Source organism: Streptococcus caprae (assembly GCF_042649745.1).
Classification (GTDB): domain Bacteria; phylum Bacillota; class Bacilli; order Lactobacillales; family Streptococcaceae; genus Streptococcus; species Streptococcus caprae.
The window spans coordinates 14,589-38,846 of sequence record NZ_JBHRZV010000006.1 but is presented as its reverse complement, the minus strand read 5'-3'; the positions used below and the strand labels follow the sequence as shown (position 1 = coordinate 38,846).

Annotated in this window: 25 protein-coding genes, 1 tRNA gene and 1 pseudogene; 26 read left to right on the top strand and 1 reads right to left on the bottom strand. The window is 43.0% G+C overall.

Features of this window, described 5'->3' with window-relative positions:
- Nucleotides 1–377: 377 nt before the first annotated feature.
- The 9 genes and pseudogenes from ACFORF_RS01560 to rsmA all read left to right on the top strand — a co-directional run bounded on the left by ACFORF_RS01560 (nt 378) and on the right by rsmA (nt 6,613).
- Nucleotides 378–827 carry a LytTR family DNA-binding domain-containing protein gene (locus ACFORF_RS01560; RefSeq protein ID WP_380424719.1) on the top strand — a complete coding sequence of 150 codons (450 nt, stop codon included), beginning with the start codon at nt 378–380 and terminating at the stop codon, nt 825–827.
- A gap of 9 nt (nt 828–836) precedes the next feature.
- Nucleotides 837–1,232: a DUF3021 domain-containing protein gene (locus ACFORF_RS01555; protein WP_380424717.1), complete on the top strand. Its 396-nt coding sequence runs from the start codon at nt 837–839 to the stop codon at nt 1,230–1,232.
- Nucleotides 1,233–1,337: 105 nt separating this feature from the next.
- Nucleotides 1,338–1,472 carry a 50S ribosomal protein L34 gene (gene rpmH / locus ACFORF_RS01550; protein ID WP_002885866.1) on the top strand — a complete coding sequence of 45 codons (135 nt, stop codon included), beginning with the start codon at nt 1,338–1,340 and terminating at the stop codon, nt 1,470–1,472.
- Nucleotides 1,473–1,547: 75 nt separating this feature from the next.
- The gene (locus tag ACFORF_RS01545) at nt 1,548–2,324 is read left to right on the top strand and encodes a TatD family hydrolase (protein WP_380424714.1); all 777 of its coding nucleotides are present in this window, start codon (nt 1,548–1,550) and stop codon (nt 2,322–2,324) included.
- Entirely contained in the window at nt 2,296–2,883 is a 588-nt protein-coding gene (rnmV, locus tag ACFORF_RS01540; RefSeq protein WP_380424712.1) for a ribonuclease M5, read from the top strand. The genes ACFORF_RS01545 and rnmV overlap by 29 nt, the downstream gene beginning before the upstream one ends.
- A 68-nt stretch (nt 2,884–2,951) precedes the next feature.
- Nucleotides 2,952–3,077, top strand: a pseudogene (locus tag ACFORF_RS01535) (type II toxin-antitoxin system prevent-host-death family antitoxin); the annotation flags it as partial.
- Between the two features lie 101 nt (nt 3,078–3,178).
- Complete coding sequence (locus tag ACFORF_RS01530; protein WP_380424710.1) at nt 3,179–4,855, top strand: AAA family ATPase; 1,677 nt, start codon at nt 3,179–3,181, stop codon at nt 4,853–4,855.
- 8 nt (nt 4,856–4,863) lie between these two features.
- Entirely contained in the window at nt 4,864–5,757 is an 894-nt protein-coding gene (locus ACFORF_RS01525) for a DNA adenine methylase (protein WP_380424707.1), read from the top strand.
- Complete coding sequence (gene rsmA, locus ACFORF_RS01520) at nt 5,741–6,613, top strand: 16S rRNA (adenine(1518)-N(6)/adenine(1519)-N(6))-dimethyltransferase RsmA (RefSeq protein WP_380424704.1); 873 nt, start codon at nt 5,741–5,743, stop codon at nt 6,611–6,613. Before ACFORF_RS01525 ends, rsmA begins: the two co-directional genes overlap by 17 nt.
- Nucleotides 6,614–6,700: 87 nt before the next feature.
- Here rsmA and ACFORF_RS01515 read toward each other — a convergent pair.
- Nucleotides 6,701–6,783 (bottom strand) — tRNA-Leu (locus ACFORF_RS01515).
- A gap of 102 nt (nt 6,784–6,885) precedes the next feature.
- On the opposite strand from ACFORF_RS01515, the gene ACFORF_RS01510 reads away from it, so the two are divergent.
- The 17 genes from ACFORF_RS01510 (at nt 6,886) to glnA (ending at nt 24,137) form a co-directional block, all read left to right on the top strand.
- Nucleotides 6,886–7,647, top strand: coding sequence for a response regulator transcription factor (locus ACFORF_RS01510; protein WP_380424702.1), 762 nt, complete (start codon nt 6,886–6,888; stop codon nt 7,645–7,647).
- A complete protein-coding gene (locus tag ACFORF_RS01505; RefSeq protein WP_380424700.1) occupies nt 7,644–9,008 on the top strand; it encodes a sensor histidine kinase in 1,365 nt (454 codons plus the stop codon). Before ACFORF_RS01510 ends, ACFORF_RS01505 begins: the two co-directional genes overlap by 4 nt.
- Nucleotides 9,009–9,125: 117 nt before the next feature.
- Complete coding sequence (rsgA, locus tag ACFORF_RS01500; RefSeq protein ID WP_380424697.1) at nt 9,126–10,001, top strand: ribosome small subunit-dependent GTPase A; 876 nt, start codon at nt 9,126–9,128, stop codon at nt 9,999–10,001.
- Nucleotides 10,002–10,082: 81 nt separating this feature from the next.
- On the top strand, nt 10,083–10,742 hold the full coding sequence (gene rpe / locus ACFORF_RS01495) for a ribulose-phosphate 3-epimerase (protein WP_380424694.1): 660 nt from the start codon (nt 10,083–10,085) through the stop codon (nt 10,740–10,742).
- Complete coding sequence (locus ACFORF_RS01490; RefSeq protein ID WP_380424692.1) at nt 10,735–11,361, top strand: thiamine diphosphokinase; 627 nt, start codon at nt 10,735–10,737, stop codon at nt 11,359–11,361. Before rpe ends, ACFORF_RS01490 begins: the two co-directional genes overlap by 8 nt.
- Before the next feature lie 2 nt (nt 11,362–11,363).
- A complete protein-coding gene (locus tag ACFORF_RS01485; RefSeq protein ID WP_380424689.1) occupies nt 11,364–12,626 on the top strand; it encodes a DNA recombination protein RmuC in 1,263 nt (420 codons plus the stop codon).
- Between the two features lie 123 nt (nt 12,627–12,749).
- On the top strand, nt 12,750–13,694 hold the full coding sequence (locus ACFORF_RS01480) for a 3'-5' exoribonuclease YhaM family protein (protein WP_380424686.1): 945 nt from the start codon (nt 12,750–12,752) through the stop codon (nt 13,692–13,694).
- Nucleotides 13,695–13,849: 155 nt separating this feature from the next.
- Nucleotides 13,850–14,668, top strand: a complete 819-nt coding sequence (purR, locus tag ACFORF_RS01475) for a pur operon repressor (protein ID WP_380424684.1) — start codon at nt 13,850–13,852, stop codon at nt 14,666–14,668.
- Between the two features lie 239 nt (nt 14,669–14,907).
- Nucleotides 14,908–15,321, top strand: a complete 414-nt coding sequence (gene rpsL / locus ACFORF_RS01470; RefSeq protein ID WP_380424681.1) for a 30S ribosomal protein S12 — start codon at nt 14,908–14,910, stop codon at nt 15,319–15,321.
- A 17-nt stretch (nt 15,322–15,338) separates the two neighbouring features.
- Complete coding sequence (rpsG, locus tag ACFORF_RS01465) at nt 15,339–15,809, top strand: 30S ribosomal protein S7 (RefSeq protein ID WP_380424679.1); 471 nt, start codon at nt 15,339–15,341, stop codon at nt 15,807–15,809.
- A 225-nt stretch (nt 15,810–16,034) separates the two neighbouring features.
- Entirely contained in the window at nt 16,035–18,113 is a 2,079-nt protein-coding gene (fusA, locus tag ACFORF_RS01460) for an elongation factor G (protein WP_380424677.1), read from the top strand.
- A gap of 346 nt (nt 18,114–18,459) precedes the next feature.
- On the top strand, nt 18,460–19,470 hold the full coding sequence (gene gap / locus ACFORF_RS01455) for a type I glyceraldehyde-3-phosphate dehydrogenase (protein ID WP_380424674.1): 1,011 nt from the start codon (nt 18,460–18,462) through the stop codon (nt 19,468–19,470).
- Nucleotides 19,471–19,582: 112 nt separating this feature from the next.
- Entirely contained in the window at nt 19,583–20,272 is a 690-nt protein-coding gene (locus tag ACFORF_RS01450; RefSeq protein WP_380424672.1) for a VIT1/CCC1 transporter family protein, read from the top strand.
- A 209-nt stretch (nt 20,273–20,481) separates the two neighbouring features.
- Entirely contained in the window at nt 20,482–21,678 is a 1,197-nt protein-coding gene (locus tag ACFORF_RS01445; protein ID WP_380424670.1) for a phosphoglycerate kinase, read from the top strand.
- 94 nt (nt 21,679–21,772) lie between these two features.
- Entirely contained in the window at nt 21,773–22,309 is a 537-nt protein-coding gene (locus tag ACFORF_RS01440; RefSeq protein ID WP_380424668.1) for an FUSC family protein, read from the top strand.
- A 73-nt stretch (nt 22,310–22,382) separates the two neighbouring features.
- On the top strand, nt 22,383–22,742 hold the full coding sequence (locus ACFORF_RS01435; RefSeq protein ID WP_380424666.1) for a MerR family transcriptional regulator: 360 nt from the start codon (nt 22,383–22,385) through the stop codon (nt 22,740–22,742).
- 51 nt (nt 22,743–22,793) lie between these two features.
- Nucleotides 22,794–24,137: a type I glutamate--ammonia ligase gene (glnA, locus tag ACFORF_RS01430; protein WP_380424663.1), complete on the top strand. Its 1,344-nt coding sequence runs from the start codon at nt 22,794–22,796 to the stop codon at nt 24,135–24,137.
- The last annotated feature ends 121 nt before the right edge of the window (nt 24,138–24,258 follow it).

The following is a 24,258-nucleotide window of genomic DNA, read 5'->3' as shown; positions in this document are numbered from 1 at the left end:
CCTGACTAACTCTTTTATGTCAGCGTCAACCTGCCTTGTCTCATTCTGATTTTGATTGAGTATATAAGAAATGAAGAGGCTGGGCTCAAGTCCAGCCTTGCTTTCTAGAGTTCGTTTTAACATTCTAACGCAGTGGTTGAATGGCTATTCGTTTGCGTTTTACGCTCCGAATTAAGCCTATTCAACTGGCGGGGGTGGGAAGACGAACTCTTTTTTTACCTTTAGGAGTTTTTCCCACTCCCTTTTCTATTTTATCAACCGCTTAGCAGGCAAATCTAGCCTCTTAGCGAAAATCGTGTTACAAGCTCTGTTGTTTTTGTTATGATAAAAGCAAGCTAAGACGTCTAGCGAAAACTATTGCAAAGAAAGGAATTTTTATGAAATGGGTATTTAAGGAAGTTGACAATCTAGAGAATTTGGAAATCGAACTCCGCAAGTCTGTCTATGATAAGGAAGTGGCAGATTTGGTGGCTTATTTGGAGAATTTTCAGCGTTTGACACCTGAGGTGCTCCCTGTCAAATCAGGAGACCAGATTCAGTTGATAAAGGTCGCAGATTTGGCCCTAATCGATGTGGCGGAAAACTACCTTGTTCTGACGGGGGCCTTCGGGCAGGTTCGGACTAGGTTACGTCTCTATCAGCTTATGGACAAGCTGGCCAATCCGGATTTTGTCCAAGTGTCTAAGCAGACTGTGGTCAATATCAATCATTTGGACTACCTAGAAGCCAGCTTTTCTGGCAACATGACCGCCTTTTTAAAGGGCAAACACAAGACGACCGTCAGTCGTCGCTACCTTAAACAGTTAGAAGCCCGTCTAGGGTTATAGGAGACAATCATGAAAAAGTATGTAGATTATTGGATGTATGGAGTAGGCATTGGGATGGTTTGGTATCTCTTTAGCCTCTTGGTTTGGAACATAGCAGGGCAGTCCTCGCAACAAATTCTGGTGACCGTCATCGTGTCTGGTTTTATGGGGCTATCAGCTCGTATTTATGAGAGTGATGGAAGACCACCTTTATATAAATCTATCGTTCACTTTATAGCGATTTTAATTCTAGTCGTTATCATGACCAGCCTAAATGGTTGGATTGCATGGACAAATCTGTCAGTCCTAGGGATATTTCTTGTCCAGTTTTTGGTGATTTACTTAGTGATTTGGACTAGTATTTATCTGATTGAAAAACATAAAATCAAACGCATCAATGAAAATTTGAGAAAAACAAGAAGATAACCTTGACAGGCTCTGCCATTTAAGATAGAATAGTCTAGTATGTTTAGTAATTGATATCACATTAGCCGGCTAAACGAATACAAAATCTATGAGGAGGTATTCACTGTGAAACGTACTTATCAACCAAGTAAAATTCGTCGTCAACGCAAACACGGATTCCGTCACCGCATGTCTACTAAAAATGGACGTCGCGTGTTGGCTGCCCGTCGTCGTAAAGGACGCAAAGTCTTGTCTGCTTAATGACACCAAACCTCTGACAGAAACTCGAGTCTGTCGGAGGTTTTTGTTTGTCTCGGTTTGTGGTAAAATAAAAACATGAAATTAGAAATCTTTGACACTCATACCCACCTTAACGTGCCCGCTTTTGATGGACGTGTGGCAGACGAATTAGTATTGGCAAAAGAGCTGGGCGTAACCACCCACAACGTGGTCGGTTTTGACCAGTCGACCATCGAACGAGCCATTGAGCTGGCGGATACTCACCCTGAGATTTACCTGACACTGGGCTGGCACCCGACAGAGGCTGGTTCTTACGATGCGGAGACGGAAAGCTACCTGCGTGAGGTCCTCAAGCACCCCAAGGTCATCGCTCTGGGCGAGATTGGCCTGGATTATTACTGGATGGAGGATCCCAAGGACGTTCAAGAGGAGGTCTTCCGCCGTCAGATTCAGCTCTCTAAGGAGTTGGACCTGCCCTTTGCCGTCCATACCCGTGATGCGCTGGAAGATACGCTGGCCATCATCGAAAGCGAAGGTGTTGGACCACGTGGTGGCATCATGCACTCTTTTTCAGGGCCTTTGGACATGGCAGAGCGGTTCATCGAGCTGGGGATGATGATTTCTTTATCAGGAGTGGTCACCTTTAAGAAGTCTATCGAGCTGCACGAAGTCGCAAAAAAAATCCCTCTTGATAAGTTGCTTGTCGAAACAGACGCCCCCTACCTAGCCCCAGTGCCTAAACGTGGCAAAGAAAACAAGACGGCCTATACCAGATACGTTGTGGACTATATCGCAGAGCTCAGAGGGCTGACTAGCGAAGAGGTCGCACGCATCACGACAGAAAATGCGAAGAGGTTTTTCAAACTTGACTGATAAAATCACAATCCAAGAAGTCCTTGTTGTTGAAGGAAAGGACGACACGGCAAACCTTCGCCGTTTTTACGAGGTTGATACTTACGAGACCAGAGGCTCTGCCATTTCAGAAGAGGATTTGGAGCGCATTGAGACGCTCCATGAATTACGGGGGGTGATTGTCTTTACAGACCCAGACTACAATGGCGAGCGCATTCGCAAAATCATCAGTTCTGCTATTCCCACCGTCAAACACGCCTTTCTCAACCGTGACGAGGCAGCCCCACGCTCAAAAACCCAGGGACGGTCTTTGGGGGTTGAGCACGCCAGTTTTGAGGACTTGGAAAAGGCGCTGGCTGGGGTACGTGGGTGCTATGATGAGGAGGACCATTTTGACATCACGCAGGCAGACCTGATTCGGCTGGGGCTCCTGATGGGAACCGATAGCCGACAGCGCAGGGAGTACCTCGGTCAGAGCTTACGCATCGGTTACACCAATGGCAAACAGCTCCTCAAACGCCTGAGATTGTTTGGTGTGACCTTGAAAGAGGTGGAGGAGTGTATGGCAATCTATCGCTAATAGGATTTGTACAAGATTTTGACGACTTTTTTTCTTTATCTATAATGAATCAAACAGGAGAAATTAGTATGGAAGCTGTTGCTTATTCTCATTTTCGTAATCATCTCAGGAATTACATGAAAAAGGTCAATGATGAGTTTGAGCCTCTCATTGTGGTCAATAAAAACCCTAATGAGACCGTTTATGTCTTGTCGGTCAAAGATCGTTAGTTGTAGAGTGCCCTTGAAAGGGTGGAGGAGTTTGTTAAAAAATTCGAATAAGAATAATGAAGATATAAATTATCGGAGATAGAGTAATGGACTATAAATCTAAAAAAGATTTGGGAATTATTGATAATGATACTGTTGCAATCAGTAAAATAAAAGGAATTTCAATACATAATTTTCGGAATATAAAAAATCAAGAATTTAAATTATCTGATAATATTACACTTGTATCTGGTCGAAATGGGACAATGAAGTCGACAGTTATGGGATTGGTGGCGCATCCATATAATACATTGTCTACTGATGTTTTTGGTAAGAATCTAAAAACTCAGTTAAGCCAAGTGTTTAAGCTGTCGGAAAACACCGATATAGAAAAATATAAATATAATCTTAATTTAGAAATTATTCATGATGATAATAAACAACTACTTAGCGAACCTGTTAAAGTATATCCTGGTAAAAAATCTGGAAAATATGATAGGCATCGTGTGGTTGTTAGTGGTAGTCAGAGAGGTGATGGGAATTTTACACTTCCTTCAACTTATATTAATTTAAAAAGATTATTCCCATTAGTAGAAACAGATGTATCAAATAATAACTCAGTCAGTTACTCAAAAGATGAAAAGAATTTTATCTCTCGGTTTTTTGAGAAGGTACTGCTAAAAGAATCATTTTCAGAGTTTGAAACGTTCGATGCCAGTACAACGGGTACAGTTCTAAAACAATCAATAGGACCGAAAAATGCTAATTATGATATCGATTCTATTTCGTCAGGGGAAGATAATCTTGGGACAATAGTAAATATTTTGGTTTCTTATATGCGTTTATATGACGAGAAAATTAACCGTGGACAGAACAAAAGATTGACTGGTTTGATATCAATTGATGAGTTTGAAGCAAGCTTGCATCCGATTTCTCAGTTAAATTTGTTTAATTTCTTACTTGAATGGTCTCAGAAGTACAATGTACAGCTGATAATAAATACTCATTCATTATTTTTGATTGATGAAGTGCTGAAAATGACTCCAGAGATTAAAAAAAATAAGATAGCTGTTAATTTTATTACGTCAGCTTTTAGTGAAAATTTAGAGATCTGGCATAATCCATCGTATAAAATGGCTAAGAGAGAGCTGACATTAGCAGATGATGAGGAAAAAATTAGTTTTACACAAGTAAAAATACTTTGCGAAGATGACGTAGCGGTAGCTTTGATTAAATCAATTATAGGTCAAAAATTAGCTAAGAGATGTAAATTTCAAGCGAATTTATCTCCCTCAAAAGACGGTAATAGTTGGCCTTTTTTGGAAAAGTTAGCAACAGAGGCAACAGCTTTATTACAAGACTCTATGTCTATGATTATCTTTGACGGAGATGTCAATGAACAAAAATTAAAAAATAAAAATTTCGATAAAATATTGAAAATTCCTACAATCAATGACTCAAATTTTGCATTTGAAAAAGAATTGGCCAATTACATTTTAAAGAAAAAAACAGATGATAATTTTTTTCAATTAGTAGGAAAAACTAAAGAGCAATTCAAACAATCGTTTGTAAGAAATGGGATTAGTTTGGCTGAACCAGAGAAAAGTGATATGAAGTGTTATAAAAAATGGTATGACTCATTGGATGGTCATGCTATTAGGAAATATAGAACTCAGTTAATAAAAGAAAATAAAGCAATATTTGATGACTTTAAATTGGAGTTTTTGAAAAAAATGAATATGATATTCAAAGAGAATGGTTTTCCAATGATTGAAGAGATTTGAGGTGAAACATGAAAACCCTTACGCCGTTGAGGTACCCTGGAGGAAAAACACAGATTTATGAATATATTAAAGAATTAGTGGAAGTGAATCAATGTAGAACCTATATAGAACCGTATATGGGAGGAGCAGGGGTTGCTCTGAAATTACTTATTAATGGTGATGTTGATAAGATCATGGTTAATGATTTCGATAAATCTATATATGCATTTTGGTATTCTGTAATAAACTATACAGACGAATTAATAGATATGATTGAGCAGACTCCTATTACGATAATTGAATGGGAAAAACAGAGAGAAATTCAAAATCAAAGAGAAGCAATAGATGATTTATTGAAATTAGGATTCTCCACTCTATTTTTAAATAGGACTAACCGTTCAGGTATTTTAAAAGCTGGTGTTATAGGTGGTAAAAAGCAATCAGGATTTTATAAATTGGATTGTAGATTTAATAAAATATCATTGATAGAAAAAATAAAAGTAATTTCCAGTTATAAATCACAAATTAAATTATATAATATGGATGCAGTGGAATTTATTAAATCATCGATTTCTAGAACAAAGGCTTCTCTAACATTTTTTGATCCACCTTATTATGTAAAAGGTTCAGCTCTATATACTAATTTTTATTCTCATCAAAATCATGTAGAGTTGAAAGATACCATAAAATTACATATGGAAAATAAAAAATGGATTCTTACTTATGATTTGTGTCCAGAGATAGCAGAATTATACTCGGATTTTGATAGTATAGAGTATGCTCTTAATTATTCGGTTGCCAACAAATCAAAAGGGACGGAATATATGTTTTTCTCGAAAAATGTTAATAAAGGAACAGTGAGAGAGCTATTGAACATGCAAGATTTGATAGAAAGAGATAAAGTCTATGCGTATCGCAGATAAAAACGTTACCCGCGCTATTTTGGAGCGTCACGGATTTACCTTTAAGAAGTCTTTCGGTCAGAACTTTTTGACCGACACCAATATTTTGAGCAAGATTGTGGCCACGGCTGAGATTGACAAAACTGTCAATGTCATCGAAATTGGACCAGGTATCGGGGCATTGACCGAGTTTTTAGCAGAGCGTGCCGCCGAGGTCATGGCCTTTGAGATCGATGACCGCTTGATTCCCATTTTGGCGGACACGCTTAGTCCGTTCGACAACGTTCAGGTGGTCAACCAGGACATCCTGACCGTCGACTTGGCCAGCTACATCGGCCGCTTCAAGAACCCTGACCTGCCCATCAAGGTGGTGGCCAACCTGCCTTATTACATCACCACGCCCATCCTCATGCACCTTTTGGAGAGCAAGATTCCCTTCGCTGAGTTCGTCGTCATGATGCAAAAGGAGGTCGCTGACCGCATTTCAGCCGATCCCAACACCAAGGCTTACGGTAGCCTCTCCATCGCAGTCCAGTATTACATGACCGCAAAGGTCGCTTTCATCGTGCCTCGGACTGTCTTTGTCCCTGCGCCAAACGTGGACAGCGCCATTCTCAAAATGGTTCGCCGCGAGGAGCCTTTGGTGAGCGTTCGTGACGAGGATTTCTTCTTCCGTATCGCCAAGGCCTGCTTTGTCCACCGTAGAAAGACTTTGTGGAACAACCTGACCAACCATTTTGGCAAGTCCGAGATGGTCAAGGACCAGCTGACGCAGGCCTTGGAAATGGCAGAGCTGGCACCAAATGTCCGTGGCGAAGCCCTGACCCTAGCGGACTTTGCTAGATTAGCGGATAGCCTGCAAGAAGCAGGATTATAGATTTGACCAACTGTCCTTTTTAAGGGCAGTTTTTTGCTCTGCTATTGTCCTGAAAAAGAAAAAAACAGACCCAAAGGTCTGTTAGTATGCGGAGGAAGGGATTTGAACCCTCACACCCGTACGGGCACATGCGCCTGAAGCATGCGTGTCTGCCGTTCCACCACCTCCGCAGAACTATTACCTATTTTACTATATTTTTTTGGAAAGTCAAGAATCTCTTTTTCAATTATGATAAAATAGGGGGTAAAGAATTGTTTGGAATGGGGATTCGCATGCTAAAGATTTTTGTCTTGGAAGATGACTATATTCAGCAAGGTCGGCTAGAGCAACACCTTCAGGCTATTTTTAGGGAACGCCATCTGCCGAGTCATTCTATTGAAGTCTTTGCACAACCCGACCGTTTGCTGGCGTCAAGGACAGAGAAGGGGAGCCATGTCCTCTATTTTCTAGATATTGAGATTAAGGATGAGCCTGAGCGTGGTTTTGAAGTGGCGATGGAGATTCGCGACCAGGATCCGCATGCCCATATTGTCTTTGTGACGACCCACTCAGAGTTTATGCCGATTACCTTTCGCTATAAAATCGCAGCGCTGGACTTCATCGACAAGGGCTTGGATGAAGGAAAATTCGGCCAGAGCCTTGCTACCTGTGTGGATTATGTCCTCGGCCATCAAAAGAATAATCGGACGACGGAAACCTTTCTGCTTGAGACTGGGCAGGCTCAAGTTCAGGTGGATTTTGCGGACATCCTATACTTTGAGACGGCACCTATCAGCCACAAAATTGTCCTCCATACCAAATACGACCGTCTAGAATTTTACGGAAAACTGAGCGATGTGATTAAGGCTGACTCCCGTCTCTTTCAATGCCATCGATCTTTTGTCGTCAATCCAGCTGCCATCCGGCGAATCGATAAGTCAGAGCATCTGATTTACTTTGAAAATGGTGATGTCTGTGACATCTCACGGCGGTTTTATCGTTCTCTCATGGATAAAATGAGGTCCTCTCAGACAGACGAGGGAGACTTATCATGAGTGGATTAGGTTTCTCCTTTAATAACATGGTTGGTCTTTTGGTGTCCAGTCTGGTTATTCTGTGGATTTATCGACGCGTGACAGGTGTCAAAATTTCTTGGAAGCAAGGTCTTGTTTTTCCAGTACTGCTCATGAGCTACCAGTTGTTGGTGGCCGGTAGTGGTTTTCTGGGCCATAGGCACCCGCTCTATTTGTTTCTTTTGAGTTTAACCCCCATAATTGCGCCAATCTGTTTAATCGGTTTGTCTTGGCGTTGGGATGGTCAGATCAGTAAGACCTTGCATATTTTTTATGGTTTTTACCCTGTGGTCATTGTCAGTCTGGTCTTTCGTTTTTTCTTTTCCTATATTTTTCCTTTTGTAGAATTGCGGAGCGATTGGGCAAGCGGGCAGTTTTACCTGGTTGCCTTGGTTTATCTCTTGATTCTACCCCTGCATGAGGTATTGGTTAGGTCTGTCCTCCTAGATTTTGTTAACCTGCGAAAAATTTTGGGTTATGAAGCCCTGCGTCGCTGGCTCATCTTTATCAATGTGACCATGATGCTCTATTGTATAACCTTGACGCCAGCAGTGGACTGGATTAGTCCCTTTACAGGTGGAGAGCACCGTCGGATTTTAATCCCTATTTATCTGATGGTCTTTGTTCTGCTCTTAATCTACATCAACCGAGAGCTGAATCGGTCCTTGGAACAGGCCTTGGATGCCCAAAAGGAGCAGCAGTTGCAGGACATGGCTGCCTACAGTGACCATATCGAGTCCCTCTATCAGGAGATTAGTTCCTTCCGCCATGATTATGCTAACATCCTCATCAGCCTAAAACTGGCCATTGAGGAAGGTGATATGGAGACGGTTCGTCAGGTCTACGATGGCGTTTTGGCTAAGACCGAACAAAAGTTCCAGCAAGGTCACTACGATCTCAGTCGCCTGATTAACCTTGAGGATGATGCCATTAAGTCTATCCTGTCTGCTAAACTTTTGGAGGCCCAGAATGCTGGCCTAACAGTTGATTTGGAAATCGGTGAAAAAATTGGGCGCCCCAACATGGATTTGTTGGACTTCATTACCGTTTTGTCGATTTTTCTAGACAATGCCATCCAAGAAGCCAGCCAGACCGAGAATGGCCGCTTGACGGTTGCCTATTTTCAAAGTCAGAAGAGCAAGGTCCTCATTGTGGAAAATTCGACGCGACAAGCCTCTGTCAATATTCGTCAGATTTTCCAGCCAGGTTTTTCAACCAAGGGAACCAATCGTGGGATTGGCCTGCCCAATGTTCGGGCTATCGTCGATGCCGATCGTCGTGTGACGCTGCAGACCAGTAGCCGCTACCACAAGCTCCGCCATGTCTTGGAAGTAAGGGAGTGAGAAGGCCTAGAAAATGGCATATTTTAGCTCTGAAAGAGAAAAAGGAGAGGGCCGTGACTTTTGTCCGCCCTCTTTTTCTGCTATAATAAGGGTATTATCAGCTTCAAAGGAGTTCTTTTGCAAGGAAAAATTATCAAATCACTGGCGGGCTTTTACTACGTGGAGAGTGACGGCCAGATTTATCAGACCCGTGCTCGGGGAAATTTTCGTAAAAAAGGCCAGACACCCTATGTGGGGGACTGGGTTGAGTTTTCGGCAGAGGAAAATTCAGAAGGTTATATCCTTTCCATAGCAGAGCGGAAAAATAGCCTCGTGCGTCCACCGATCGTTAACATTGACCAGGCTGTGGTCATCATGTCAGCCAAGGAACCTGATTTCAACCCCAACCTCTTAGATCGCTTCTTAGTGCTCTTGGAGCACAAGGGCATCAAGCCCATCATTTATATTTCCAAGATGGATTTGTTGGACAATCCAGAGGAGATGGCAGAGATTTTTAAACGGTATGACGAGATTGGCTACTGGATTGTTGAGACACCGGATCAACTCTTGCCTCTATTGACAGGTAAAATCACCGTCTTCATGGGCCAAACAGGTGTTGGTAAGTCAACCCTGCTCAATAAAATTGCACCCGAATTAGCCTTGGAGACAGGAGAAATCTCTGATAGTCTCGGTCGCGGCCGCCATACGACGCGGGCGGTAACGCTCTTTGATGTTAACGGAGGTTGGATTGCGGATACGCCAGGTTTTTCATCTCTGGATTATGAGGTGACGACTGCCGAGGACCTTAATGTGGCCTTCATCGACCTTTATTATGTCAGTCGCTCCTGCAAGTTTCGCTCCTGTACCCATACTCATGAGCCAGGTTGTGCGGTTAAGCCGGCAGTTGAGTCCGGTGAAATTTGGCAAAGTCGTTACGATAATTACCTTCAGTTACTCAGCGAAATTGAGAACCGTCGTGAAACCTATAAGAAAACTGCCAAGAAAAACGGCTAGTCCGTTTTGTATTGTTTAACACGCTTAATAGCTCTGCTATTTTCAGCCCCTATAAACACAAAAGTAGAAAGAAGAACCATCATGACCAACTATAAGATTGCCCCATCGATTCTAGCTGCGGATTATGCTAACTTTGCTAGTGAGCTCAAGCGCATTGAAGAAACCGACGCAGAGTATGTTCATATTGATATCATGGACGGTCAATTCGTGCCCAATATCAGCTTTGGTGCTGATGTCGTAGCCAGCATGCGCAAGCACAGCAAACTTGTTTTTGATGTTCACCTTATGGTGGTTAATCCTGAACGCTACGTTGAGGCCTATGCCCAAGCCGGTGCGGACATCATGACCATCCACACAGAGAGCACCCTTCACATCCACGGAGCTCTTCAAAAGATCAAGGCCGCTGGCATGAAGGCTGGTGTCGTGATCAATCCTGGCACACCTGTTGAAGCTCTTTTCCCAGTTCTTGACCTGGTGGACCAAGTCTTGATTATGACGGTTAATCCAGGTTTCGGGGGACAAGCATTCATCCCAGAAACCATGACAAAGGTTGCGCGCGTTGCCCAAGAACGTCAAGAGCGTGGTCTCAGCTTTGATATTGAGGTTGATGGCGGTATCGATAACACGACCATCGGTCAGGCCAAGGTAGCAGGTGCCAACGTCTTCGTGGCGGGTTCCTACGTCTTCAAGGGCGACCTGGTTGAGCGCGTGGCAACCCTTCGTGAGGCCCTTAATGACTAAGATTGCTATGGTGGCGGGCGCTGCCGTCAGAGCCTTGCCCAAGACCTACGATAGCTATATTGGGGTTGATCGTGGCTGCCTCTATCTCATCAAGCAGGGGCTCCCCCTTGATTTGGCGGTTGGCGATTTTGACTCAGTTTCAGCTTCGGAGTTGGCGCTGATTAGGGACCATAGCAGAGCAGTCGTGCAGGCCAAGCCAGAAAAGGATGATACGGATTTAGAGTTGGCGCTTAAGGCAGTCTTTGCCCAGAATCCACAAGCAAGCGTCCATGTTTATGGAGCCTTGGGTGGTCGTCTTGATCATGAAATGTCCTCAATCTTTCTGCCTAGTCATCCAGACCTGACTGCCCACATGCAGCAAATTAGCCTGCTTAATGTCCAAAATCAGCTCAGCTATTTTCCTGCCGGGGAGCATCGGGTTGAGCCATTTCCAGGCATGACTTACCTCTCTTTTATGGTAGAGGGATCAGGTCGGTTACGAATTTCTGGTGCTAAATACGAATTAACAGATAGCAACTATTTTCAACGAAAAATCTATTCCAGCAATGAATTTCTGGACCAACCTGTGATATTCAGTTTGGACCAGGGTTATGTCATTGTCATTCAATCAAAGGATTAACCATGACCTTATTTTTACTTGTGCTGGTCATCCTTAGTCTAGCGGTGTCAATCCTCCTTTATCTCAAATTGGACCGGCTCAAGGAAGACTTGGCCCAGGACCAGGAAGACTATGCGGATAATTTATCTGAGCAGCTTACCTATCAACTCGATGCTGTCAATAAGGATCAGCAACTGAGACTGGCTCAGGAACTCAATCGACTCCAGCAGGACATGATGATTCAGCTAACGGATGTTCGGGAGGTCCTTCACCAGACTCTGTCGGATAATCGAGAAACCAGTGACCAACGCTTGGCTCACATGCAAAGCCAGCTCAGCCATTCCCTAGAAAAAATCCAAGAATCCAATGAAAAACGCATGGAAGACATGCGTCTGACCGTCGAGGAAAAACTGGACCAGACCCTCCATACCCGCCTGCAAACCTCCTTTGAGACGGTGTCCAAGCAGCTGGAGTCGGTCAATCAAGGTCTGGGCGAAATGCGCCATGTGGCCAAGGATGTCGGGACTCTCAACAAGGTTCTTTCTAACACCAAGACACGTGGAATTTTAGGCGAACTACAACTCGGCCAAATTATCGAGGATATCATGACGCCTCAGCAGTATGAGCGTGAATTTGCGACCGTGCCGGGCTCAAGTGAACGGGTTGAGTATGCCATTAAATTACCTGGTGCCAGTCAAGAAGAAGCGGTTTACCTCCCAATCGACTCCAAGTTTCCCTTGGAAGATTATTACCGCTTGGAAGATGCCTATGAAGCTGGTGATAAGGAACTTATAGATGCCTATCGTAAGGCTTTGCTGGCTAGTATCAAGCGCTTTGCGAAAGATATTCAGAAGAAGTACCTTAAACCACCTGCAACGACCAATTTTGGGATTTTATTCTTACCGACGGAAGGTCTCTACTCAGAAGTCGTCCGTCAGGCTGCCTTCTTTGACAGTTTACGGCGGGAGGAAAATATTGTGGTTGCTGGACCAACGACTCTGTCAGCCCTGCTTAATTCATTGTCTGTCGGCTTTAAGACCCTCAATATTCAGCAGAACGCAGATGACATCAGCAAGGTCCTAGGAAATGTCAAGACAGAATTTGAGAAATACCAAGGTCTCTTGCTCAAAGCTCAAAAACAACTGAATACAGCTAATTCTACATTGGATAGCCTGGTCAATACAAGAACCAAGGCTATTATCAGGGCTTTGGACAAGGCTGAAAATTATCAGGGGAATGAGAAGCTGCTAGAGTTGACCTTTGACGAAGACCTAGATGGTTCCTAATACTGAGGTTGAAACAAGACGTCAAAAGGCTACTACCTAACACTTTGATGTCTACTTCGACTGGTCTCGTCTATTGAGAACTTAAGTTAATAAATATAGGAAAAAAGGAAAAGGAGACCAATTGTGAAAATCAATCAGATGAAGAAGGACGAGCTCTTTGAGGGATTTTACCTTATCAAGGCAGCAGAAGTCAGAAAAACCAGGGCTGGCAAGGATTTTATTGCTATGACCTTCCAAGATGATACGGGTGAAATTCAAGGGAACCTTTGGGATGCTCAAGCCCATAATATTGAAACCTTTGTGGCAGGTAAGGTTGTTCACATGAAGGGGCGTCGTGAGGTCTATAACGGAACTCCACAGGTTAACCAGATAGTCCTTCGTCTGCCAAATGACAGCGAGTCCAAGGACCCTAAAGATTTCCGTCCCAAATCACCTGTTGATGCGGATGAAAACCGTGAGTATCTGGAACAAATGATGTTCAAGATTGAAAATGCGACTTGGCAGCGAATCGTTCGCAATCTCTATGGAAAATTTGGCAAGGAATTTTATTCTTACCCGGCCGCTAAGACCAACCACCATGCCTTTGAAGCGGGGCTTTCCTATCATACAGCTACCATGGTTCGATTGGCGGATGCAATCGGTAGTGTTTATCCTGAGCTCGACAAGAGTTTGCTTTATGCAGGAATTATGCTCCATGACCTGGCCAAGGTTCTGGAATTGACAGGGTATGAAAATACTGAGTACACCGTACGTGGCAATCTCATTGGTCACATTGCTCTCATCAACGAAGAGATTACTAAGGCTATTTTAGAATTGGGAATCGCAGATGACCGTGAAGACGTGACGGTGCTCCGCCATGTTATCCTTAGTCATCATGGACAGCTGGAGTACGGAAGTCCGGTTCGACCTCGTATCATGGAAGCAGAAATTCTTCATATGATTGACAATATTGACGCAGAAATGATGATGATGATGACGGCTCTAAGTCGTGTTAGTCCCGGGGAGATGACCAATCGAATCTTCGCCATGGATAATCGGGCCTTCTATAAACCGAACTATAACAAATAAAAGAAAAACGAGCATTTTTCGAGTAAAAATGTTCGTTTTTTATGCATCGTATGCTATAATGAATACAATATACTTAGCATTTGATGAAAAAATGGGCACATAAGGCTCCTTAGTTTAGGTTTCATCGAATGACAAAAGAGAAAATGGTGAAACACATGAAACTAAGACGTAGCGAGCGTATGGTAGTCATTTCAAACTACCTTCTTAATAATCCCTATACCTTGACCGGTTTGAATACTTTTGCTGAGAAGTATGAAGCAGCAAAATCTTCTATTTCTGAAGACATTGCCATCATTAAAAAGGCCTTTGAAGAGAGCTCTATCGGTCATATTGAAACTGTTACTGGTGCCAGCGGTGGGGTTATTTTTACACCGACGATTTCTAAGGACGAAGCACGGACGATTGCAGAGGAACTTTGTGACCGTCTGTCTGAAAGTGACCGTATCTTGCCAGGAGGTTATATCTACCTCTCAGACCTCTTGAGTACGCCATCTATTTTGAATAATGTTGGTCGCATTATTGCCAATGTTTTCCAAGGTGAAAAGATTGATGCCGTAATGACGGTAGCGACTAAGGGGGTGCCACTTGCCAATGCGGTGGCCAACGTTCTCAACGTTCCTTTTGTCATTGTTCGTCGTGACCTGAAGATTACGGAAGGGTCTACGGTCTCTGTCAACTATGCGTCAGGTTCTAGCGACCGTATTGAGAAGATGTTTCTTTCTAAGCGCAGCCTCAAGCCAAACAGTCGCGTGCTGATTGTCGATGACTTCCTTAAAGGTGGAGGGACTATCAATGGTATGGCCAGTCTTCTAACTGAATTCGATTCAACCTTGGTGGGTGTTGCTGTCTTCGCGGATAATACCCAGGCAGAACGTGATGATAAATTCGCCTACAAATCCCTCCTCAACGTCTCTGAAATTGATGTTAAAAACAATAAAGTTACCGTTGAAGTGGGTAATATTTTCCAGGATTAAGGAGGATTGGAGCGCTACCTAGACTAGCGCTCTTTTTCTGTAGAAATAAGAAATAAAATCCTCAGCAAACTATTTGACACTCTATCCTATCCATGATACTATAGTAGACGGTACTTTTTACTTTTGGTCTCTCAAAAGTGTACAGAGACGTGCTGACAAATGTTGCAAAAGTACACCCGGATAAAGGCTGTCACCAAGCGCTTTATCAACCAAAAATAAAAAAACACAGGAGTATGTAGATGCCTACAATTAACCAATTGGTACGTAAACCACGCCAATCTAAAGTAGAAAAATCTAAGTCACCAGCCCTCAACGTTGGTTACAACAGCCGTAAAAAAGTTCAAACAAACGTTTCTTCTCCACAAAAACGTGGTGTTGCAACGCGTGTTGGAACAATGACGCCTAAAAAACCTAACTCAGCCCTTCGTAAATTCGCTCGTGTACGTTTGAGTAACCTTATCGAAGTTACTGCCTACATCCCAGGTATCGGCCACAACTTGCAAGAACACAGTGTTGTGCTTATCCGTGGTGGACGTGTAAAAGACCTTCCAGGGGTACGTTACCATATCGTCCGTGGTGCACTTGATACTGCAGGTGTAGCTGATCGTAAACAAGGCCGTTCTAAATACGGTGCTAAACGTCCTAAAGGATAAGAAGGGAGATAGGATAAATGAGTCGTAAAAATCAAGCGCCTAAGCGCGAAGTATTACCAGATCCATTGTACAACTCTAAGCTTGTAACACGTCTTATCAACCGTGTTATGCTTGATGGTAAACGTGGTACTGCAGCATCTATCGTCTACGGAGCTTTTGAGCAAATCAAAGAAGCTACTGGCAACGATGCAAATGAAGTATTTGAATCAGCAATGGAAAACATCATGCCTGTACTTGAAGTACGTGCACGTCGTGTCGGTGGTTCTAACTACCAAGTTCCAGTTGAAGTTCGTCCAGAGCGTCGTACAACACTTGGTCTCCGTTGGTTGGTAAACGCATCACGTGCGCGTGGTGAACACACAATGGTTGACCGTTTGGCTAAAGAAATCATGGATGCAGCAAACAACACAGGTGCATCTGTTAAGAAACGTGAAGACACACACAAAATGGCTGAGGCCAACCGTGCCTTCGCACACTTCCGTTGGTAGGGAGAAAGGCAGAAATGCTTTGCATTTCCTTGTCTTTCCTCCGTACAGTTGCTTAGATGGGTGGCGAATTGCTTAGCAACGATGTCAGCTATCACCCGACTACTGCGCCTCTCTAGGCTTGCAGAGCGGATACATCTAAATGTATAAAAACCTTCAGGGCCAGGGATACCTCCCTAGCCCTGAAAGGCTATTAAAAAACAAAAAATTATAGGAGAAACAGACCTCATGGCACGCGAATTTTCACTGGAAAAAACTCGTAACATCGGTATCATGGCTCACGTCGATGCCGGTAAAACAACAACAACTGAGCGTATCCTTTACTACACTGGTAAAATTCACAAAATCGGTGAGACTCACGAAGGTGCGTCACAAATGGACTGGATGGAGCAAGAACAAGAACGTGGTATCACGATCACATCTGCTGCGACAACAGCTCAATGGAAAGACACTCGTGTTAACATCATCGATACCCCAGGACACGTGGACTTCACAATCGAAGTACAACGTTCACTCCGCGTACTTGACGGTGCGGTAACTGTATTGGACTCACAATCAGGTGTTGAACCACAGACAGAAACTGTTTGGCGTCAAGCAACTGAATACGGTGTTCCACGTATCGTATTCTCAAACAAAATGGACAAAATCGGTGCGGACTTCCTTTACTCAGTAAGCACCCTTCATGACCGTCTTCAAGCTAACGCTCACCCAATCCAATTGCCAATCGGTTCAGAAGATGACTTCCGTGGTATCATTGACTTGGTTAAGATGAAAGCTGAAATCTACACCAACGACCTTGGTACAGATATCTTGGAAGAAGATATTCCAGCTGACCTCCTTGATATGGCTCAAGAATGGCGTGAAAAATTGGTTGAAGCAGTAGCTGAAACTGATGAAGAGCTCATGATGAAATACCTCGAAGGTGAAGAAATCACTGAAGAAGAGCTTAAAGCTGGTATCCGTAAAGCGACTATCAACGTTGAATTCTTCCCAGTTCTTTGTGGTTCTGCCTTCAAGAACAAGGGTGTTCAGTTGATGCTTGATGCGGTTCTTGACTACTTGCCAAGCCCACTTGATATCCCTGCAATCAAAGGTATCAACCCAGAAACAGATGCTGAAGAAACTCGTCCTGCTTCTGATGAAGAGCCATTTGCGGCCCTTGCCTTCAAGATCATGACTGACCCATTCGTAGGTCGTTTGACATTCTTCCGTGTGTACTCTGGTGTCTTGAACTCAGGTTCTTACGTTATGAACACGTCTAAAGGTAAACGTGAGCGTATCGGACGTATCCTTCAAATGCACGCGAACAGCCGTAACGAAATCGAAACTGTTTACTCAGGTGATATCGCTGCTGCCGTTGGTTTGAAAGATACAACAACTGGTGACTCATTGACAGACGAAAAAGCGAAAATCATCCTTGAGTCTATCAACGTACCAGAACCAGTTATCCAATTGATGGTTGAGCCTAAGTCTAAAGCTGACCAAGATAAGATGGGTATTGCCCTTCAAAAATTGGCAGAAGAAGATCCAACCTTCCGTGTTGAAACTAACCCTGAAACTGGTGAAACAGTTATCGCTGGTATGGGTGAGCTCCACTTGGATGTCCTTGTTGACCGTATGCGTCGTGAATTCAAGGTTGAAGCCAACGTAGGTGCTCCTCAAGTATCTTACCGTGAAACATTCCGTGCTTCTACACAAGCTCGTGGATTCTTCAAACGCCAATCTGGTGGTAAAGGGCAATTCGGTGACGTTTGGATTGAATTTACACCAAACGAAGAAGGTAAAGGATTCGAGTTCGAGAACGCTATCGTCGGTGGTGTGGTTCCTCGTGAATTTATCCCAGCCGTTGAAAAAGGTCTTCAAGAATCTATGGCTAACGGTGTCCTTGCAGGCTACCCAATGGTTGACATTAAAGCTAAGCTTTACGATGGTTCATACCATGATGTCGACTCATCTGAAACTGCCTTCAAGGTTGCAGCATCTCTTGCCCTTAAAGAAGCTGCTAAATCAGCACAACCTGCTATCCTTGAGCCAATGATGCTCGTTACAATCACTGTTCCTGAAGAAAACCTCGGGGACGTTATGGGTCACGTAACAGCTCGTCGTGGACGTGTTGACGGTATGGAAGCTCACGGTAACAGCCAAATCGTTCGTGCTTATGTACCACTTGCTGAAATGTTCGGTTATGCAACAACACTTCGTTCTGCATCACAAGGACGTGGTACCTTCATGATGGTATTTGACCACTACGAAGATGTGCCTAAATCAGTTCAAGAAGAAATCATCAAGAAAAACCGTGGTGAATAATAGATAAAAAGGTTAGGGATATTCCCTGACCTTTTTATAATTTTTATTGAGTGTAATGAGATTTAAAGAAAAAAGAACAGGTGTTCTAAATGAGTAGCAACTGAGAAAAAAATAAAAATCCTTAATATTAAAAGATCTCTAAAGTGTTTTACAGTTTTTGAAAACGCTGGGATTTTTTCACAGGAAGCGAGCAAAACTAATAAAATCATTTGCAATTTTTGGTGATATATTATATAATAAAAATGTTGAAAGATGTCTTGTATCATAACAAGTTAATCTTTTCACATTAGTCTAAAGGCATAGCCTTTAAATAAAAAACACGATTTTCATAAGGAGGAAATCACTAATGGTAGTTAAAGTTGGTATTAACGGTTTCGGTCGTATCGGACGTCTTGCATTCCGTCGTATCCAAAACGTAGAAGGTGTTGAAGTTACTCGTATCAATGACCTTACAGATCCTAACATGCTTGCTCACTTGTTGAAATACGACTCAACTCAAGGTCGTTTCGACGGTACTGTTGAAGTAAAAGAAGGTGGATTCGAAGTTAACGGTAAATTCGTTAAAGTTTCTGCTGAAAGCAACCCAGCTAACATCGATTGGGCAACTGACGGTGTTGATATCGTTCTTGAAGCTACTGGTTTCTTCGCTTCTAAAGAAAAAGCTGAGCAACACATCCATGCAAATGGTGCTAAAAAAGTTGTTATCACAGCTCCTGGTGGAAATGACGTGAAAACTGTTGTATTCAACACAAACCACGACATCCTTGATGGTACTGAAACAGTTATCTCAGGTGCTTCATGTACAACTAACTGTTTGGCTCCTATGGCTAAAGCTCTTCAAGACAACTTCGGTGTTGTTGAAGGTTTGATGACAACTATCCACGCTTACACTGGTGACCAAATGATCCTTGACGGACCACACCGTGGTGGTGACCTTCGTCGTGCACGCGCTGGTGCTGCAAACATCGTTCCTAACTCAACTGGTGCTGCTAAAGCTATCGGTCTTGTTATCCCTGAATTGAACGGTAAACTTGACGGTGCTGCACAACGTGTTCCAGTTCCAACTGGATCAGTAACTGAATTGGTTACAGTTCTTGAAAAATCAGTAACTGCTGAAGAAGTAAACGCTGCAATGAAAGCTGCTGCAAACGATTCATTTGGTTACACAGAAGACCAAATCGTTTCTTCTGATATCGTAGGTATCTCTTACGGTTCATTGTTTGACGGAACTCAAACAAAAGTTCTTGACGTTGACGGAAAACAATTGGTTAAAACTGTTGCATGGTATGACAACGAAATGTCATACACTGCTCAATTGGTTCGTACACTTGAGTACTTTGCAAAAATTGCAAAATAATTGTAATTGAGGTCTAGACCTCGTAAACGACTAGAGTAATCTAGTCTTTTTTTGCCGTTTTTATTGACTAACTCTCCCTTATTTAGTATCATTCTAAATAAAGGAGGTTGCTATGACATCTCAATTCTCGGAACGATTAAATATTTTACGGGCGGGCGTTCTCGGGGCTAATGATGGTATTGTCTCAGTTGCTGGTGTTGTGATTGGGGTAGCTTCAGCGACGAATGATACCTGGGTTATTTTCCTGTCAGGGATATCGGCTATATTAGCGGGTGCTTTTTCCATGGCTGGTGGAGAATATGTTTCGGTATCAACACAGAAGGATACGGAAATTGCTGCAACGGAGAGAGAACGTCGACTATATGAGACAGATCCGAAGGTAGCCAAACAGTCTCTTTATGACCATTATCTTGCTAAGGGAGAGTGTTCAACTGCTGCTGAGGTCATGACAAATCGAGCTTTTGCCAAAAATCCTGTGAAATTTTTAGTAGAAGAAAAATATAATTTGGAATATGAGTCATTTACCAATCCTTGGAAGGCAGCAATTTCAAGTTTCTTGGCTTTTTCTATTGGTGCTTTATTTCCAATGCTGGCTGTCATGGTTGCTCCAGAAAATCTTCGGATTCCTCTGACAATGTTCCTGGTTGTGGTCTCACTATTTCTAACAGGCTATAGCAGTGCTAAACTTGGGAATGCCCCTACTTGGCCAGCTATTCGGCGTAATATTGGAATGGGGCTTTTGACCATGCTAGCAACTTTTGTGATAGGCCATGTTTTAGGGGCAGGATATATTGGTGGTTAGTAGTGGGAAATAGCAGAGCAAGTCACTTCTAAATAGGGTTATGAATCGATACCAGTATGAGAAAATACGAAAAGTTATTTCGGGTGTTCAAATCATGTGATAAAGCTTTGCTATGATTTAAAAATTCCTGAAAATCTATAGGCTTTTTAGGAAAACGAAAGAAAATGTGATATAATTATCTTGTATTAAAAATTTTAAGGAGACCAGAAATGGCTAAATTAACTGTTAAAGACGTTGATGTTAAAGGCAAAAAAGTTCTCGTTCGTGTGGACTTCAACGTGCCTTTGAAAGACGGCGTTATCACAAACGACAACCGTATCACAGCGGCTCTTCCAACCATCAAGTATATCCTTGAAAACGGCGGCCGTGCCATCCTCTTCTCTCACCTTGGTCGTGTCAAAGAAGAAGCTGACAAAGACGGCAAATCATTGGCACCAGTAGCGAAAGCTCTCGGTGAAAAATTGGGTCAAGACGTTATCTTCCCTGGCAGCACTCGCGGTGAAGAACTGGAAGCAGCTATCAATGCTTTAGAAGATGGTCAAGTCCTCTTGGTCGAAAACACTCGTTTTGAAGATGTTGAAGGCAAGAAAGAATCTAAAAACGATGCAGAACTCGGTGCTTACTGGGCATCACTTGGTGACGGCATCTTCGTTAACGATGCCTTCGGTACAGCTCACCGTGCTCACGCTTCAAACGTTGGCATCTCAGCAAACGTTGACAAGGCTGTAGCTGGTTTCCTTTTGGAAAACGAAATTGCCTATATCCAAGAAGCAGTTGAAACACCTGAACGTCCATTCGTAGCGATTCTTGGTGGTTCAAAAGTATCTGACAAGATCGGTGTGATTGAAAACTTGCTCGAAAAAGCAGACAAAGTCCTCATCGGTGGTGGTATGACCTACACCTTCTACAAGGCACAAGGTATCGAAATCGGTAACTCTCTTGTGGAAGAAGACAAACTTGATGTGGCAAAAGCCCTTCTTGAAAAAGCTAACGGCAAATTGATCTTGCCAGTAGACTCAAAAGAAGCTAACGCTTTTGCAGGTTACGATGTGGTTCGTGACACAGAAGGTGAAGCTGTTTCTGAAGGTTTCCTTGGTCTTGACATCGGTCCAAAATCAATCGCTAAATTCGAAGCAGAACTTGAAGGTGCGAAAACCGTTGTTTGGAACGGTCCTATGGGTGTCTTTGAAAACCCTGACTTCCAGGCTGGAACAATCGGTGTGATGGATGCTATCGTTAAACAACCAGGCGTGAAATCAATCATCGGTGGTGGTGACTCAGCAGCAGCTGCCATCAACCTTGGCCGTGCAGATAAATTCTCATGGATCTCTACAGGTGGTGGAGCATCAATGGAACTTCTCGAAGGTAAAGTTCTTCCAGGCTTGTCAGCATTGACAGAAAAGTAATTGCTAAGATAGTAGCGACGAAAAGAGTTGGGTAACCAACTCTTTTTATGTTGTTGTCAGAGACAATTTTTTTCTTTCATGTTACAATGGAGTTATGTTTAAAAAATATCGCTTTGATCCAAAAAAATTTAAATTGGGCATGCGGACACTCAAATCAGGGATTGCTGTCTTTTTAGTCATTCTCTTGTTTAGCCTATTGGGCTGGCAAGGAACCAATATTGCAGCCCTGACAGCAGTTTTCAGTTTGAGGGAAGACTTTGATAAAAGTGTTCATTTTGGAGCGTCACGCATCTTGGGGAACTCGATTGGTGGACTCTATGCCATTGCCTATTTCTTTTTATATGATTTATTTGGCCGTAGTCTGTGGATTACCTTGCTAGTTGTACCGATTTGCGCTATGTTGACAATCATGACTAATGTGGCGGTTAATAATCAGGCTGGTATTATCGGGGCTGTGTCAGCCATGCTCATTATTTCCCTATCTATTCCTTATGGGGATTCTATTGAATATGCGGTTGCGCGTGTCTTTGAGACCTTTATTGGTGTTTTTATTGCTATCATTGTCAATAGTGATATGAATTTTTTGCTCCGCTATTTTAAAAACAAAGAAAAAAATCAAAAAGATGTGTAAGAATTTATGACATTATTTCTTGACACGCTTTTTTTTTTAGGTTACAATGTAATGGTATGGAAGGAGGTTTGTCATGCAAGGAAAAGAATTTAGACGCTCAATGGCGGTTTTCCCAATTGGGTCGGTTATGAAATTGACGGATTTAACGGCACGGCAGATTCGTTACTATGAAGATCAGGGGTTAATTAAGCCTGATCGTAATGAAGGTAACCGTCGCATGTATTCGTTAAATGACATGGATCGCCTGTTGGAAATCCGAGATTATCTGGATGCTGGTCTCAATATGGCAGCCATCCGTAAACAGTATTCTAGTCAGAAACTTCTTAAGCCTATTACGGATGCAGATTTAGCACCCTTTAAGAAGGCTGACCTGGATGATCCAGACGACTTTGCTAATCCATTGCCATATAATATGGGAATACCACGTTTTTAAATCGAAATTTAACACTACCCTCTAGGGCTACAATCTTAAGGAGAACCAATTATGCCTATTACAGCAGCTGATATTCGTCGCGAAGTGAAAGAAAAGAATGTCACATTCTTGCGTTTGATGTTTAGCGATATCATGGGAACCATGAAAAACGTTGAAATTCCAGCTACTGATGAACAACTGGATAAGGTCTTGTCTAACAAGGTCATGTTTGATGGATCCTCTATCGAAGGATTTGTACGGATCAATGAGTCTGATATGTATCTCTATCCAGACCTAGATACATGGATTATTTTCCCATGGGGAGACGAAAATGGTGCTGTGGCTGGTTTGATTTGTGATATTTACACAGCCAAGGGTGAACCATTTGCGGGAGACCCTCGTGGTAATCTGAAAAAAGCCCTCAAGCACATGGAAGAAGTAGGCTATACTTCCTTCAACCTTGGTCCAGAACCAGAATTCTTCCTTTTTAAGATGGATGAAAATGGGGAACCAACACTTGAAGTGAATGATAAGGGTGGTTATTTTGACCTTGCGCCAACTGACTTGGCGGACAATACTCGCCGTGAGATTGTTAACGTCTTGACTCAAATGGGCTTTGAAGTGGAAGCGTCTCACCATGAGTGTGCCGTTGGACAACATGAAATTGACTTCAAGTATTCTGACGTTCTTAAGGCTTGTGACAATATCCAACTCTTCAAGTTAGTTGTTAAAACTATTGCACGTAAACACAACATGTATGCAACCTTTATGGCGAAACCTAAGTATGGTATCGCTGGCTCAGGGATGCACTGTAACATGTCACTCTTCAATCAGAACGGGAATGCCTTCTATGATCCAGAGGATCCACGTGGTATGGAACTCTCTCAAGATGCCTACTATTTCCTTGGTGGTTTGATGAAGCATGCTTATAGCTATACAGCTATTACCAATCCAACCGTTAACTCTTACAAGCGTTTGGTTCCAGGTTATGAAGCGCCTGTCTACATTGCTTGGGCTGGACAAAACCGTTCTCCATTGATTCGCGTACCTGCAAGCCGTGGTATGGGAACTCGTTTGGAATTGCGTTCAGTAGACCCAATGGCTAACCCTTACTTGACTATGGCAGTATTGCTTGAAGCAGGTCTTGATGGTATTGTGAATAAGATTGACGCTCCAGCGCCAGTTGAAGCTAACATCTATTCGATGTCATCTGAGCAACGCCGTAAAGCAGGGATCATCGATTTGCCATCTACTCTTCATAACGCCCTCAAAGCCTTGAAAGAGTCAGAAGTGGTGCGTGAAGCACTCGGTGAGCATATCTACACGAACTTCTACCGTGCGAAGCGTATTGAATGGCAGAGCTATGCGTCCTTTGTTTCTCAATGGGAATTGGATAACTATCTCCACTTGTATTAATCATCAGTTGATAATGGACCTCTACCTGGGGTCCATTTTTTGTTCAAAGGAGCAAGAAGCCTAAAATCAGGCTTAAACGAACCCTTCCCGCAAAGACATTCTAAAGCCTCTGTCATATTTT

Excerpts from the sequence above, each read along its gene's own strand:
- rsmA (WP_380424704.1), top strand. The coding sequence starts at position 5,741 with ATGCGTATCGCAGATAAAAACGTTACCCGCGCTATTTTGGAGCGTCAC.
- ACFORF_RS01490 (WP_380424692.1), top strand. The coding sequence starts at position 10,735 with ATGACTAAGATTGCTATGGTGGCGGGCGCTGCCGTCAGAGCCTTGCCC.
- ACFORF_RS01525 (WP_380424707.1), top strand. The coding sequence starts at position 4,864 with ATGAAAACCCTTACGCCGTTGAGGTACCCTGGAGGAAAAACACAGATT.
- glnA (WP_380424663.1), top strand. The coding sequence starts at position 22,794 with ATGCCTATTACAGCAGCTGATATTCGTCGCGAAGTGAAAGAAAAGAAT.
- ACFORF_RS01560 (WP_380424719.1), top strand. The coding sequence starts at position 378 with ATGAAATGGGTATTTAAGGAAGTTGACAATCTAGAGAATTTGGAAATC.
- rpsL (WP_380424681.1), top strand. The coding sequence starts at position 14,908 with ATGCCTACAATTAACCAATTGGTACGTAAACCACGCCAATCTAAAGTA.
- fusA (WP_380424677.1), top strand. The coding sequence starts at position 16,035 with ATGGCACGCGAATTTTCACTGGAAAAAACTCGTAACATCGGTATCATG.
- ACFORF_RS01440 (WP_380424668.1), top strand. The coding sequence starts at position 21,773 with ATGTTTAAAAAATATCGCTTTGATCCAAAAAAATTTAAATTGGGCATG.
- ACFORF_RS01545 (WP_380424714.1), top strand. The coding sequence starts at position 1,548 with ATGAAATTAGAAATCTTTGACACTCATACCCACCTTAACGTGCCCGCT.
- rpe (WP_380424694.1), top strand. The coding sequence starts at position 10,083 with ATGACCAACTATAAGATTGCCCCATCGATTCTAGCTGCGGATTATGCT.
- ACFORF_RS01435 (WP_380424666.1), top strand. The coding sequence starts at position 22,383 with ATGCAAGGAAAAGAATTTAGACGCTCAATGGCGGTTTTCCCAATTGGG.
- gap (WP_380424674.1), top strand. The coding sequence starts at position 18,460 with ATGGTAGTTAAAGTTGGTATTAACGGTTTCGGTCGTATCGGACGTCTT.
- ACFORF_RS01505 (WP_380424700.1), top strand. The coding sequence starts at position 7,644 with ATGAGTGGATTAGGTTTCTCCTTTAATAACATGGTTGGTCTTTTGGTG.
- ACFORF_RS01450 (WP_380424672.1), top strand. The coding sequence starts at position 19,583 with ATGACATCTCAATTCTCGGAACGATTAAATATTTTACGGGCGGGCGTT.
- ACFORF_RS01510 (WP_380424702.1), top strand. The coding sequence starts at position 6,886 with ATGCTAAAGATTTTTGTCTTGGAAGATGACTATATTCAGCAAGGTCGG.
- ACFORF_RS01485 (WP_380424689.1), top strand. The coding sequence starts at position 11,364 with ATGACCTTATTTTTACTTGTGCTGGTCATCCTTAGTCTAGCGGTGTCA.
- ACFORF_RS01530 (WP_380424710.1), top strand. The coding sequence starts at position 3,179 with ATGGACTATAAATCTAAAAAAGATTTGGGAATTATTGATAATGATACT.
- ACFORF_RS01445 (WP_380424670.1), top strand. The coding sequence starts at position 20,482 with ATGGCTAAATTAACTGTTAAAGACGTTGATGTTAAAGGCAAAAAAGTT.
- rnmV (WP_380424712.1), top strand. The coding sequence starts at position 2,296 with ATGCGAAGAGGTTTTTCAAACTTGACTGATAAAATCACAATCCAAGAA.
- ACFORF_RS01555 (WP_380424717.1), top strand. The coding sequence starts at position 837 with ATGAAAAAGTATGTAGATTATTGGATGTATGGAGTAGGCATTGGGATG.
- rpsG (WP_380424679.1), top strand. The coding sequence starts at position 15,339 with ATGAGTCGTAAAAATCAAGCGCCTAAGCGCGAAGTATTACCAGATCCA.
- purR (WP_380424684.1), top strand. The coding sequence starts at position 13,850 with ATGAAACTAAGACGTAGCGAGCGTATGGTAGTCATTTCAAACTACCTT.